Here is a 13,342-nt window from a genome sequence, read left to right on the forward strand (position 1 = left end):
AGATACGTCAAGTCAGTCACGGAGCAAACAAGATGACACGTCAGATGACCGGAGCAAAAATGGTGGTGCAAGCGCTCAAGGACCAGGGCGTGGAAGTCGTCTTTGGCTACCCTGGCGGCGCGGTGCTACCGATTTATGACGAGATCTTTCAGCAAAACGCCATTCGCCATATCCTTGTCCGCCACGAACAGGCCGCGATCCACGCCGCCGAAGGCTATGCGCGCTCGACCGGCAAACCGGGCGTGGCGCTTGTCACCTCCGGCCCCGGTGCGACCAATGCGGTGACCGGATTGACCGATGCTTTGCTCGACAGCATTCCGCTGATCGTCTTCTCGGGTCAGGTGCCGACCTTCATGATCGGCAATGACGCCTTCCAAGAGGCCGATACCGTGGGCATCACCCGCCCCTGCACCAAACACAACTGGCTGGTGCGCGAGACCGATGCGCTCTCCTCGACCATCCACGAGGCCTTTCACGTCGCCACCTCCGGCCGCCCTGGTCCGGTGCTGATCGACGTGCCAAAAGACGTGCAATTTGCCAATGGCACCTATGTCGGCCCGCAAAAAACCCGCACCTCCCATTACCAGCCGCAAGTCAAAGGCGATATGGAAGAGATCACCAAATTGGTCGATGCGCTCGAACGCGCCAAACGGCCGATCTTCTATACCGGCGGCGGCGTGATCAACTCCGGCTCGGCGGCCTGCCAGCTCTTGCGCGAGTTGGTCGATGCCACCGGCGCGCCGATCACTTCGACGCTCATGGGGCTTGGCGCCTATCCGGCCAATGGCAAGAACTGGCTCGGGATGCTGGGCATGCATGGCCTGTATGAGGCCAATATGGCGATGCACGGCTGTGATTTGATGATCAACATCGGTGCGCGTTTCGATGACCGGATCACCGGCACCATCGACCATTTCAGCCCCAACTCCATCAAGGCCCACATCGACATCGACCCCTCCTCGATCAACAAGGTCATCCGCGCCGATATCCCCATCGTCGGTGATGTCGGCCATGTGCTTGAGGATATCCTCAAGGTGTGGAAGGCCCGCGGGCGCAAAACCAATACCGAAGGTCTCGCCAAATGGTGGAAGAAGATCGACGAATGGAAGTCGCGCGATTGCCTGTCCTTCAAGCAGGAGGGCAAGATCATCAAGCCGCAATACGCTTTGCAACGGCTTGAGGCACTGACCAAGGATCACGACCGCTATATCACCACCGAGGTCGGCCAGCACCAGATGTGGGCGGCGCAATTCTTGGGCTTTAACGATCCGCATCGCTGGATGACATCGGGCGGATTGGGCACGATGGGCTACGGCTTTCCGGCCTCGATCGGGGTGCAACTCGCCCACCCCGAGGGTCTTGTGATCAACGTCGCGGGCGAGGCCTCGTGGCTGATGAACATGCAAGAGATGGGCACCGCCATTCAATTCGACCTGCCGGTGAAACAGTTCATCTTGAACAACGAACGTCTCGGCATGGTGCGCCAGTGGCAAGAATTGCTGCACGGCGAGCGCTACAGCCATTCGTGGTCCGAAAGCCTGCCCGATTTTGTCAAACTGGCCGAAGCCTTCGGGGCCAAGGGCATCCGCTGCGATGATCCCGACACGCTTGATGACGCGATTATGGAGATGCTGGACTATGACGGGCCGGTGATCTTTGATTGCCTTGTCGAAAAGCATGAAAACTGCTTCCCGATGATCCCCTCGGGCGCGGCACATAACGAGATGCTGATGGGCGACGATGCCACGGATGACGCCATCGGTGCCAAAGGCGCGGTTCTGGTGTGAGCCTGTTTTGCGCCCCCAACAAGCGGGGCGCAAAACGCGTGATCAACTACATTAAGAAAGGCACATAAATGTCTGCTCTAAAAATCAAAAAAGGCTCCAACAAACATTCGGCCTACAACCTGCGCCCGAATTTTTCCGATGTCACCGAACGCCATACTCTGGCGGTTCTGGTCGACAACGAGGCTGGCGTTCTGGCCCGTGTGATCGGGCTGTTCTCGGGGCGCGGTTACAACATCGAAAGCCTGACCGTGGCCGAGGTCGACCACCTTGGGAAGCTCTCGCGCATCACCATCGTCACCACGGGCACACCGCAGGTGATCGAGCAAATCAAGGCACAGCTCGGCCGCATCGTGCCCGTGCATGACGTCCACGACCTGACGGTCGAAGGGGCCTCGGTCGAGCGCGAGCTGGCGCTGTTCAAAGTCGCAGGCGAAGGTGAAAAACGGGTCGAGGCCCTGCGCCTCGCCGATATTTTCCGCGCCAATGTGGTCGATAGCACGCTGGAAAGCTTTGTCTTTGAGATCACCGGCACGCCGGAGAAAGTCGACGCGTTTGCCGACCTCATGCGCCCCTTGGGTCTTGAGGAAGTGGCGCGCACCGGCGTTGCGGCGCTGTCGCGCGGGGCCTGACGCGCCGCCGCATCACCGCGGCGCGGCGCCACGCCGCCGTTCAAGATATCACTGACCACAAAAAAGGGGCGCCGGGAGAACTCGGCGCCCCTTGCCTTGGGACCGGCATGCAAGTGAGGGGAACCGCATGCCTTGGGAGTATCAGCCGGATGCGCAGACGCATCCAAGGATCAGGCGCGAGGGAGCGCCGTCTTGTTTTGGCTGTCTTAGAGCGCTGCCGAAGCCACGCGATTGCGACGTGCCAGCGCGCTGCCACCAGCAGCGGGGCGGAACGCCACCACATTGCCTTCGACCGAAGCCGCAGGCGTCTCTTGCACGGGCTTGGGAGCCGGAGCCGCAGCAGCCGCGCCCTTGCCCGCCAGATCGGCCGCCAGCGTCGGATACTGACCTTCGGCAACCAGACGCGGGTTGCGCGCAATGCGTGTTGCCTCGGCGGTGTCGACCTCGAATTGAACCAGATCGCCCGCATCCAAGGACACGCCGTCAAAGCAGCTTTTCTGCCCTGCGTTGTAGAAAGCAAGGTCGCCATGATCTTCGCACCAGATCACTGCCTTTTGGTCTTCTGTGTCGCTCCAAAGTACTACGCCGAACATTGTGTCATCCCCTCGATGTCATTCCGTGAGTGTTTATTTCCTGAACTCAGGTTCCCGTATTCGGCGGGTAAAAAACATTCCCATTTCAGTGTCGACTGACTCGAATTTTGTGTCGCATCAGACGCAATGTGATGCTATTAAGCACCCCACGAGGATCAAACTAGCGTCAGAAAGATGCGATTTTGGCGTATGCAACCTATGAGAATCCGTTAATTCGGGGGGTCGCGCCATGAAACGGGGGAAAAATGTCTCAAAGAGTCCGAAATCGTGACACACATGTAGACCCCGTCGAATTACGCGGAATTTTCGGAGAGAATCTGCGCAATTTGAGCCGCAATTACCCTTCGGTTGCTGGTCTTTGCCGCGATTTGGGAATCAACCGGACGCAATTTAACCGCTATCTGTCGGGCGAAAGCTTCCCGCGCCCCGATGTCTTGCATCGCATCTGCGGGTTCTTTGGCGTTGATGCGCGTATTTTGCTGGAACCTGTCGAAGACCTGACGCCGGTTAGCAGCGGGTTGCTGTCCCATCCCGAGATCGCCGAATATGTCGGTCACGGTTCGACCAACCTGCCCGAAACCGAATTTCCCTCGGGCTTCTATCGCTATTCGCGCCGCGCCTTCATCGACAACAGCCTCTATGCCCGCGGCCTGTTGTTTGTCACGCGCAAGGACGGGTTCACCATCATGCGCGGGTTCGAGCCAAAGAAAGCGATGCTGCACCAAGGTTTGAAGGCCACAAAGGACGCGCGCGAATTTCGCGGTCTGGTCTTGCGCCAAGAAGAAGGTATCGCGGCGCTGGTCTCGCACAAAAACGCCATGACCTGCACCTATAACTTCCTGTCCAAGGTTACCTCGTTTCAGGCCAACTTCTTTGAGGGCTACGCCACGCGCACGGTGCGCGAAAGCGTCACGGGGCGGCGCGCCACGCGCATGGTCTATGAGCATCTGGGAAATCAGACCGGCGAAATCCTCACCACCGCGCGTACGGCGGGGATTTGCAACAAAGAAGACCTCTCGCCCTTCCACCTGCGCCTGTTGCGCCCTGACGAGCCGTTCCAGTAACGCCCCGCGCAGCTCAGCCCCGCGTGCTGCCCTCGACCGCGGTCAGGCGGTAAAGGTGCCATGTGGCGTGACCGAAGAGCGGCAAGGTGATGAACAGCCCCAAAAACCACGGCAGCAAGGCGGCGAATGTCGCCCCTGCGATGAACCCGCCCCACACCAGCATCGGCAAAAGGTTCTCGGTCACGGTCTTGAAGCTGACGATCATCGCGGTGACAAAATCCACCTCGCGGTCGAGCAGCAAAGGCAGGGCAAAAACCGTGATGCTATAGAGCAGCAGCGCGAATGCCCCGCCCACAGCCGTGCCAACGGCGAGCATGGTCAACCCGTTGGCGGTGAAATAGACCTCATAGCTTGACGAGATATTGGTCATCGTCGACAGGCCCAAAAACAGCGCGAAAATCATATGCGCCAAAAAGAACCAGAACAAAAAGACGATGATGATGACGGCACAAATCGACGGCAATTGCCGTTTGCTTTGGCCAAAGACCACGCCGAAAATCTTGTAGATGTCCAAGGGCGCGCCGCGCTCCAACCGGCGCGAGACCTCATAAAGGCCCACCGCCGCAAATGGCCCGATCAAGGGAAATCCGATGGCGGCAAAGACCAGCCAGTAGCTTTGCCCTGTCGCCCATGTGATCATCGCCAGAAGATAGCCGATCAAGACATAGGCGCTCGAAAAGATCACGCCAAAAACCGGCGCGCGGCGCATATCGGCCCATGCCAGAGCCAGCGCCTCGCGCAGCATGGCAAAGCGGACCGCGCGCATTTGCGGCGCGCCCAGTTGCGGCGTCTCATGGTTGCGGCCCGCGCCGCTTTGGCTTGCATCGTGCATTGCGCCCTCCCCGTGTGATCAGCGCCGCGCCTCCCCGCGCGCCGCCGATACAGTCAAAGAGCAGAACCTGTTTTGGGGCGCAAATCAACCCTCGCGCGGGCCAAGCGGGCGCAATTTTCTCGTGGCGTCAAAGGCTTATCTAGAATGCGTCTTTCTGCGCGGGCGAGCGCGGGCGCGAAACGCTGGGGATATTGGGTGACCTGATGATAGGCATGGCCGATTTGCAAAACCCCCAGATCCCCCATCCAAGGCCCGATCAATTGCAGCCCCATCGGCAGTCCCGCCGCCCCGAACCCGCAAGGCATGCCCATCGCCGGAAGCCCCAAGAGCGAGGCAGGCAACGTTGCTTCCATCCAATGGTGATAGGTTTGCATCGCACGGCCCGCGATCTGTTTGGGGTGCATGATCTCCACGTCAAAGGGCCAGACCTGCGCCGTCGGCAAAACCACCGCATCATAGGTTTGCAGCATCTTGGCGGCGGCGGCAAACCACGCCGAGCGGATATTGGACGCGGCCTGCACCTGCGCGCCGCTCAGCGCCATGCCGCGCTCCACCTCCCAAATCACATCGTCGCGCAGCAGTTTGCGTTTGTCCGGATCGTTGTAGAAGGGCGCGATGCGGGCGGCATTGGCATAGGCGCGCAAATCGATCCATGCGCGCCAGATTTGCTCCGCATCAAAGGGCGGCGGGGCCGCCTCGACGGTGCATCCGGCCTGCGTGAACCCCGCCAGCCCCGCCTCGCAGGTCTCGATGACGCCGTCCTCCATCGCCATGGCCCCGCCCCAATCGCCGAGCCATCCGATCCGGCGGCCCGCCACATCGGCCTCCAGATGCGGCAAGACGGCCTCGCGCGGGGCGCTGAAGGGCACGCGCGGATCGGGACCCGACATCACGTCAAGCAATAGCGCCAGATCGCGCACCGTGCGCGCCATCGGGCCATAGGTGGCCAGCGGATGCATATATTGATCGCCCAGAGGCTCGCCCGGAATGCGGCCATAGGTCGGGCGAAAGCCGTAAACATTGTTCCACCCCGCCGGATTGCGCAGGCTGCCCATCATATCGGACCCATCACACAGCCATTGCATCCGCGCCGCCAAAGCCGCCGCCGCCCCGCCCGAACTGCCCCCCGCCGATTTGCCGTGGCAGTAGGGATTGTGGGTCGCGCCATAGACCGGATTGACCGTATGCGAGCCAAGGCCGAACTCGGGGGAATTGGTTTTTCCGATGAATATCGCCCCCGCCTCGCGCATGCGCCCGATGGCGAGCGTGTCGGATTTGGGGACAAAATTGCGCATCAAGGGCGAGCCCATGGTCGTCGGGATGCCCGCAACATTGGCAAGGTCCTTGACCGCGATCGGCATACCGTGCAAGGGGCCCTTTGGAGCGCGATTGTCAGCGCCGCGCGCCGCGTCCATCAAGGCCTCACGATCTTGCAAGGCCACCACCGCATTGACCGCCCCGTTCGCCGCCTCGATGCGGTCGAGGCACGCCTCCATCACCTCTGCCGCCGACAGATCACGCCGCGCCAACATCGACGCCAACACCGCGCCTTCAAGCTCCAAAATATCCATCATGCTCCTCCACAGGCATCGCCCGCTTGGAGGGGCTGCTTATTGGTAATGACAAAGCGGCCAGCAGGGCAAGCCCCGCGCTTGCGCGCCCTGCGCGCTCAAGCCAACCGGCGGCAAGCCCGATGAACAGATACGGCAAGGGAATGCATAGATTGCTGGCATGCGCGCCGCCGAGCGCGGAGATATTCGCCGCATCCGCGCCGAAAACTGCGGCAGGCCGATGGTGCAAATTTCCGCCGCCAGCAAGGGCACGCAGCCCAACACAAAAACGCGACTAGCGCCGCGCGCGTGATTATTCGCCCTGCGCCTCGGCGCGGCTCTTGCCCGACACATCCATCGCCAAAGTCGCCGCCATAAAGGCATCGAGATCGCCGTCGAGCACGCCTTTGGTGTCCGAAGTCTCATGGCTGGTGCGCAGGTCTTTGACCATCTGGTAGGGCTGCAAGACATAAGAGCGGATCTGATTGCCCCAGCCTGCATCGCCTTTGCTTTCATGCGCCTCGTTGATCGCCGCATTGCGCCGGTCCAGCTCCATTTGGTAGAGCCGCGATTTGAGCGCCTTCATTGCGATATCGCGGTTCTGGTGCTGCGATTTTTCCGAAGAGGTCACGACAATGCCCGTCGGGTTGTGGGTAATGCGCACCGCCGAATCCGTGGTGTTGACGTGCTGCCCGCCCGCGCCCGAGGAGCGGTAGGTGTCGATGCGGATATCGGCGGGATTGACCTCGATCTCGATATTGTCATCCACCACCGGATAGACCCAGACCGAAGAAAACGAGGTGTGGCGTTTGGCGGCGCTGTCATAGGGCGAAATACGCACCAAACGGTGCACGCCGCTTTCGGATTTGAGCCAGCCGTAGGCATTGTGGCCGGAAATCTTATAGGCCGCCGATTTGATCCCCGCCTCGTCGCCTTGGCTTTCCGATTGCAACTCGACCTTATAGCCCTTCTTTTCCGCCCAACGCACATACATCCGCGCCAGCATCGACGCCCAGTCACAGCTTTCGGTGCCGCCCGCGCCGGCGTTGATCTCGAGGAAGGTGTCATTGGCATCGGCCTCGCCGTCCAACAGCGCCTCAAGCTCCTTTTCGGCGGCAACGACGGCCAAGGCCTTGAGCGCCTCTTCGGCGTCTGTCACGACCTCTTGGTCGTCTTCCATCTCGCCCAATTCGATCATCTCGATGTTGTCGGCAAGGTCTTGTTTGATCTTGGCATGGGTGTCGATCGCATCGACCAACATCTGGCGCTCGCGCATCAGCTTTTGCGCGGCGTCGGGATTGTCCCAAAGGGTCGGATCCTCGACGCGCGCGTTAAACTCTTCAAGCCTGTGCGACGCGGTTTCCCCGTCCATCCGTTGATAGAGCAGATCAAGCGATTTTTCGATCTCGGCCACGGTATTTTGAAGCTCTGCGCGCATGTTGGTCCCTCAAGGTAAACCCGCGCAAAACGTCAAGCCGCGCGGGGTTTTAACTATAGTGGCCCTCGCACGGACCCGCAAGCGCTGCGCGGGGCTGCGACCTGCGATAATCCGCGAGATCGCCGCGCCACTTGCCCCCGCCCGCCTGTGCCCAATCGGCGCGCGCAGGCCTTAGTAAAGCCCGCCCGCGCTGAGCGAGCCGAAGCTGGCCTTGGGGCCAACGGTGGCCTTTTTGCCGGTCGAGGTGGTGACTTGTTTGGCCCCCGCGTCGCCGTCGCGCCCGATCAAGGGCAAGCCCTCACCCATGGCAAAGCCGCCGTCAAAGGTAATGCCGAAAATCGGCTCTTCGCCGTCACGGAAATATTCGGCCACCACATGTTCGCCAGAGGCATCATCGGACAGGCGCGCACCGGTGAAACGGTCGATCTTGATAAAATGCCCGCCCGGCGGCACGGCAAATTCGCCGCCGCCATATTTCGCCGTGGCCTTTTTCATGAACTGTTGGAACACCGGACCGCACATGCCGCCGCCCGTCGCCCCGCGCCCCATGGGCTTCGGGTTGTCATAGCCGATGAAGCAACCGGCGACGATATTGGAGGTAAAGCCGACGAACCACACGTCTTTGGCCTCGTTGGTTGTGCCGGTTTTACCCGCCACCGGCACCGAAAGGCCGACCGTGCGCGCCGCGGTGCCGCGCTCGACCACGCCTTTCATCATCGAGGTGAGCTGATAGGCGGTGATCGCATCCATCACCCGCTCGCGGTTGGAAACGATCCGCGGCCCCAGCCCCGCAGGCAGCAATTGCGCCTCGCAATCCACGCAAGAGCGTTTGTCGTGGCGGTAAAGCGTCTTGCCAAACCGGTCCTGCACGCGGTCAACCAGCGTCGGTTCAACCCGCTCGCCGCCGTTGGCGAACATCGCATAGGCCGCGACCATGCGGAACAATGTGGTCTCTTCGGACCCCAAAGAGTTGGCCAAAAACCGGCCCATGTTTTCGTAAACACCAAAACGCTCGGCATAATCGGCGACAATATCCATCCCGACCTCTTCGGCCAGACGGATGGTCATCAGGTTCCGCGATTGCTCGATCCCCGTGCGCAGGGGCGTCGGCCCGTAGAACTTATTTGACGAGTTGCGCGGACGCCAAAGCCCCTGCGGCGTATTGATCTCGATCGGGGCGTCGATCACGATTGTGGCGGGGGTATAACCGCTGTCGAGCGCCGAGGCATAGACAAAGGGCTTGAAGCTCGATCCGGGTTGACGGCGCGCCTGCGTGGCGCGGTTGAACACCGAATGCTGGTAGCTAAAGCCCCCCTGCATGGCGATCACGCGGCCGGTGTTGACATCCATCGCCATAAACCCGCCTTGCACCTGCGGCACTTGGCGCAGGGTCCAGCGGATGAAGCTGCCGTCGCTGTCGGCGACCATGCGGCGCACCATCACCACCTCGCCAGCGCGCAGCAAATCCCCTGCGACCTTGGCCTTGGGTCCAAGCTTGCCGTCGTTGTTCAACCGGCGCGCCCATTGCACGTCCTTGGCAGGGATCCAGTGCCCCTCCTCGACGGTCTCGACCCCCTCGATCCCGATCCGCGCATCATTCTTGCCGATCTCCAGAACCACCGCCGGATACCATTGCGCCTCCAGCGTGATGTCGCGCGGCAGGTTCAGCTTGGCCAAAGCCTCGCGCCACTGGGTCTCGTCGCCCAACACCTCTTCGGGCAGGTTTTTGCGCGTCGGACGCCAGATGCCTAAACCGCGATCATAGGCTTCAAGCTGGCCGCGAAGCGCCTCGGCGGCTTCGGTCTGCATGTCGGGATCAATCGTCGCCCGCACCGTCATCCCGCCAGAGAAAAACTCCTCCTCGCCGAAATCCTTGCTCAATTGACGGCGGATTTCATCGGTAAAATAATCGCGCGGCGGCAATTGATCGCGGAAGGGTTCGAAATCGCCGTTCTGCACGGATTTGAGCGGCAGTTCTCGCTCGGCCTGATAGAGTTCTTCGCTGATGTAACCGTTCTCGGCCATCTCGCGCAAAACATAGTTGCGCCGCTTGGTCACGCGCTCCTTCTTGCGCACCGGATGGTAATCGGAGGGCGCTTTGGGCAGCGAGGCCAGAAACGCCGCCTCATGCGGGGCCAGATCGGCCAAAGGCTTGTTGAAATAGGTCTGCGCCGCCGCCGCCACGCCATAGGAGTTTTGCCCCAGATAAATCTCGTTGAGATAAAGCTCGAGAATTTTCTCCTTGCTCAGGCTCTTTTCCAACCGTGTGGCAAGAATGATTTCCTTGATCTTGCGCTCGGCCTGACGGTCCCCCGAAAGCAGGAAGTTCTTCATCACCTGCTGCGTGATCGTCGAGGCCCCGCGCACATCACGCCCGCGCGATTTGACCGCATCCACCGCCGCCGAAATCATTCCGCGCGCGTCATAGCCCTTGTGGACATAGAAATTCTTATCTTCGGCTGAAATAAAGGCATGTTTGACCAGATCGGGAATTTCGTCCGAGGGCGCAAACAACCGGCGTTCCTTGGCAAATTCATCGATGATCTGCCCCTCGCCCGAATAAATCCGGCTGATGGTCGCGGGTTGATATTGCTTGAGAAACTCATGGCTGGGCAGGTCGCGCCCGTAAATCCAGAACACCGCGCCAATGGTCAGCGCGATCATCATCACACCGAGCGTCACGAGGCTGAACAACGCCCCGAAAATGGAAAAGATGAATCTGATCAAAGCTCGGTCCCCACACCAATTTGCCCCCCATATACGCATGCGCGCGCGCGGGGTCAAAACACATCATTGTCACGGCTTTGTCTGCGGCAAGGCTCCGCCGCCGCGCGCACCGCCCCTATTGCCGACGTAGCCCCGCCGCAGCCGCATCCTCGTTGCGCCAGACCTCAAGCGCCTCGGCAATCGCATCGATCATTTTGGTCCGCCACCCCGCGTCAAGCAGATTGGCCAGATCTCGCGGGCTGGACATATAGCCCATCTCGATCAGCACCGAAGGGATATCCGCCGCCTTCAGGACCGAAAAATTCGCATGGCGCAGCGCGCGTTTGTTGACCGGCCCGCCCGCACGGCGCAGCGCGGCAAGAATGGATTTGGCCAAGGTTTCCGAGCGCGGCCCCGTATCAAGGCGCGCCAGATCAAACAAAACGCCTGCGATCTCGTCGTCCTTGCCGGTCAAATCCACGCCCGACAACATATCGGCGCGGTCATGCCGCTCGGCCAAAAGCGCCGAGGCCTCGTCAGAGGCTTGATGCGAAAGCGTATGCACGCTTGCGCCATGGGCCAATCCTTCGGCCAAAGCATCCGCATGAAGCGAGATAAACACATCGGCGTTCACGCGGTGCGCAATCGCAACGCGGCGCTCCAGCGAGACAAAAAAATCAGCATCCCGCGTCAAATAAACAATGTAATTTCCGCGCCTTAAAAGCGCTTCTTCAAGTTCTTTTGCGATCCGCAGCGTCAGATCTTTTTCTACTCTGCCGCCGCTTTGCGCACCGGGGTCAATGCCGCCGTGCCCCGCGTCAATCACCACCACCAAAGGATCATCCGCCTGCCGCAGCGCCGGTTTGCGCGGCAAGGGCTGCGGCTCGGGAAGATCCCATCGGGGGTCCTGTGGAAGGCCCGCCAAGGCGGCGAACTCCTCCTGCGAGCGCGGCGACAGGTCAAGCTTCAAATCGGCTTTTCCGCTTTCGGGATCGATGCTCATCAAGGCGCTGTCGAGACCCATGGGCTCGGCCAGCTCGACCACCATCCGCGACCATCCCGGACGAAAGCCGCCCATCCGCACCGAGAGGGCACGATCCGCGTTCAGCAGCGTATCACTGCGCAACGCCGACCAATCCACCTCGCGGAAATCCATCACCAGACGCGGCGGATTTTCGAGCGAAAACAACCTGTAAGGCACGCCTTGGCTGAGCCGCAAAGCAATCTGCAAACCGCCCCAAGTGTCGCGTATCTGGCTGCCCCCTGGCTCGGCGCGGGCCAAGGCGCTAAAGGCGGGCGGCGACGGCGGGCTTGGGTCTTGCTGCGCGGCGGCGCGCGCCGGATCAAGTGCAAGCACCACAGCCGCAAGGGCGATCACCGCCCAGCTTCGCAGATGAGGAATGGGATACATTACCTTGATTTTCCTGCTCTTTTGCCCGTTCGGGCTTGCTCTCTACGCTCTACGATACAACAGATCCGCGCCAAACCCAAGCGGCTGCACCTAGGCCTAAACATGGCCGCGCGCGGCCATAAAGGCCTTGAGCCGCGCCAGACCCTCGCGGATATCCTCGGTGCTGCGCGCATAGGAAAACCGCAAGGTGCTGCTGCCGCGGTGCGGGTCAAAATCCAAACCCGGTGTCACCGCCACCCCCGCGTCGCGCAAGATCTCTGCGGCAAAGGCGCGGCTGTCGCGGGTCAGATGCCCGACCTCGGCATAAACATAAAACGCCCCGTCAGGCGGCGCGAAACGGTCAAATCCCGCCGCCCGCAGCCCCTCTTGCATCAACATGCGGTTCGCCTTGTAAGTCTCTAGATTCAATTGCAATTCATCATCGCACTCCATGGCGCCAAGCGCGGCGATCTGGCTGGCATGGGGCGGGCAGATAAAGAGGTTTTGCGCCAGCCGCTCGATGACGCGCACATGATCTTCGGGCACCACCATCCAACCCACGCGCCATCCGGTCATCGAAAAATACTTGGAAAAGGAATTGATGACATAGGCCTCATCGCTGATCTCCAAGGCGCTCACGGCTTTGGCCTCATATTCGATGCCGTGATAAATCTCGTCCGAGATAAAGCTCGCGCCCTGCTCTGCCGCCGCGCCCATCAACGCCCCGAGCGCCTCGCGGCCAAGCATCGTGCCCGACGGGTTCGCCGGCGAGGCCACCAGCAAACCTTGCAAATCACGGTTTGCAAAGTCCTGCGGCACCAGTTGATAGCGGTTTTCCGCCTGCGCCTCGATGGCCACAACCTCTAGATCCAGCGCCTTAAGAATTTGGCGGTAGGACGGATACCCCGGCATGCCGATGCCCACGCGGTCGCCGCCGTCAAACAGTGCCGTAAAGGCCAAGATAAACCCCGCCGACGAGCCCGATGTCACCACCACGCGGTTCGGGTCAAGATCGAGATTATACCAATCGCCATAAAGCTTTGCGATGCGCGCACGCAATGCGGGCAGCCCCAGCCCCACCGTGTAACCGAGCGCCGAGCGCTCCATTTCGCGCGCCAAAACCGCCCGCGCTCCGGCGGGCGCGGCCGTGCCCGGTTGGCCCACTTCCATATGGATGATGTGGCGGCCCTCGGCTTCGGCCTTGCGCGCCGCTTCCATGACATCCATCACAATGAAGGGATCGACCGCGCCGCGCCTTGATGTTCGCATCTAATTCTTCCTAAGCTGTGCCAAAGGCCGCGCAACGCGCCGCCGCTCGTCCCTCCTTGTCACAAGGATAAAGGCCCCTCGTCA

General features: G+C 60.9%; 10 protein-coding genes. 3 read left to right on the forward strand and 7 right to left on the reverse strand.

All coding sequences use genetic code 11. The features are described 5' to 3' along the window. Positions 1 to 32 precede the first annotated feature (32 nt). Both ABWV64_RS02030 and ilvN read left to right on the forward strand, forming a co-directional pair. Positions 33 to 1,787, forward strand: a complete 1,755-nt coding sequence (locus tag ABWV64_RS02030) for an acetolactate synthase 3 large subunit (protein WP_353342608.1) — start codon at positions 33 to 35, stop codon at positions 1,785 to 1,787. A gap of 68 nt (positions 1,788 to 1,855) precedes the next feature. Next, complete coding sequence (gene ilvN / locus ABWV64_RS02035; protein ID WP_353342609.1) at positions 1,856 to 2,416, forward strand: acetolactate synthase small subunit; 561 nt, start codon at positions 1,856 to 1,858, stop codon at positions 2,414 to 2,416. Positions 2,417 to 2,622: 206 nt separating this feature from the next. Here ilvN and ABWV64_RS02040 read toward each other — a convergent pair whose 3' ends face one another. Continuing rightward, complete coding sequence (locus ABWV64_RS02040; protein WP_353342610.1) at positions 2,623 to 3,009, reverse strand: hypothetical protein; 387 nt, start codon at positions 3,007 to 3,009, stop codon at positions 2,623 to 2,625. Positions 3,010 to 3,335: 326 nt separating this feature from the next. On the opposite strand from ABWV64_RS02040, the gene ABWV64_RS02045 reads away from it, so the two are divergent. After that, entirely contained in the window at positions 3,336 to 4,073 is a 738-nt protein-coding gene (locus tag ABWV64_RS02045; protein ID WP_353342611.1) for a helix-turn-helix domain-containing protein, read from the forward strand. Positions 4,074 to 4,086: 13 nt separating this feature from the next. Here the strand turns inward: ABWV64_RS02045 and ABWV64_RS02050 are convergent, their stop codons facing one another. From ABWV64_RS02050 to ABWV64_RS02075, 6 genes are all read right to left on the reverse strand, one after another. Then, positions 4,087 to 4,905 (reverse strand): DUF2189 domain-containing protein, encoded by an 819-nt coding sequence (locus tag ABWV64_RS02050; protein WP_353342612.1) that lies wholly within the window; start codon positions 4,903 to 4,905, stop codon positions 4,087 to 4,089. A gap of 53 nt (positions 4,906 to 4,958) precedes the next feature. Beyond that, complete coding sequence (locus ABWV64_RS02055; RefSeq protein ID WP_353342613.1) at positions 4,959 to 6,479, reverse strand: amidase; 1,521 nt, start codon at positions 6,477 to 6,479, stop codon at positions 4,959 to 4,961. Between the two features lie 289 nt (positions 6,480 to 6,768). After that, complete coding sequence (gene prfB / locus ABWV64_RS02060) at positions 6,769 to 7,893, reverse strand: peptide chain release factor 2 (RefSeq protein WP_353342614.1); 1,125 nt, start codon at positions 7,891 to 7,893, stop codon at positions 6,769 to 6,771. Positions 7,894 to 8,064: 171 nt separating this feature from the next. After that, positions 8,065 to 10,620 carry a penicillin-binding protein 1A gene (locus ABWV64_RS02065; RefSeq protein WP_353342615.1) on the reverse strand — a complete coding sequence of 852 codons (2,556 nt, stop codon included), beginning with the start codon at positions 10,618 to 10,620 and terminating at the stop codon, positions 8,065 to 8,067. A 115-nt stretch (positions 10,621 to 10,735) separates the two neighbouring features. Further along, a complete protein-coding gene (locus tag ABWV64_RS02070; protein WP_353342616.1) occupies positions 10,736 to 12,010 on the reverse strand; it encodes an N-acetylmuramoyl-L-alanine amidase in 1,275 nt (424 codons plus the stop codon). A 96-nt stretch (positions 12,011 to 12,106) separates the two neighbouring features. Further along, on the reverse strand, positions 12,107 to 13,258 hold the full coding sequence (locus ABWV64_RS02075; protein WP_353342617.1) for a pyridoxal phosphate-dependent aminotransferase: 1,152 nt from the start codon (positions 13,256 to 13,258) through the stop codon (positions 12,107 to 12,109). Positions 13,259 to 13,342: the final 84 nt, after the last annotated feature.

The organism is Litorivita sp. NS0012-18, assembly GCF_040371945.1.
In the GTDB taxonomy this organism is placed as follows: Bacteria; Pseudomonadota; Alphaproteobacteria; order Rhodobacterales; family Rhodobacteraceae; genus Litorivita.

Coding starts and splice junctions, on each gene's coding strand:
- ABWV64_RS02030 (WP_353342608.1), top strand. CDS start 33: ATGACACGTCAGATGACCGGAGCAAAAATGGTGGTGCAAGCGCTCAAG.
- ilvN (WP_353342609.1), top strand. CDS start 1,856: ATGTCTGCTCTAAAAATCAAAAAAGGCTCCAACAAACATTCGGCCTAC.
- ABWV64_RS02040 (WP_353342610.1), bottom strand. CDS start 3,009: ATGTTCGGCGTAGTACTTTGGAGCGACACAGAAGACCAAAAGGCAGTG.
- ABWV64_RS02050 (WP_353342612.1), bottom strand. CDS start 4,905: ATGCACGATGCAAGCCAAAGCGGCGCGGGCCGCAACCATGAGACGCCG.
- ABWV64_RS02055 (WP_353342613.1), bottom strand. CDS start 6,479: ATGATGGATATTTTGGAGCTTGAAGGCGCGGTGTTGGCGTCGATGTTG.
- prfB (WP_353342614.1), bottom strand. CDS start 7,893: ATGCGCGCAGAGCTTCAAAATACCGTGGCCGAGATCGAAAAATCGCTT.
- ABWV64_RS02070 (WP_353342616.1), bottom strand. CDS start 12,010: ATGTATCCCATTCCTCATCTGCGAAGCTGGGCGGTGATCGCCCTTGCG.
- ABWV64_RS02075 (WP_353342617.1), bottom strand. CDS start 13,258: ATGCGAACATCAAGGCGCGGCGCGGTCGATCCCTTCATTGTGATGGAT.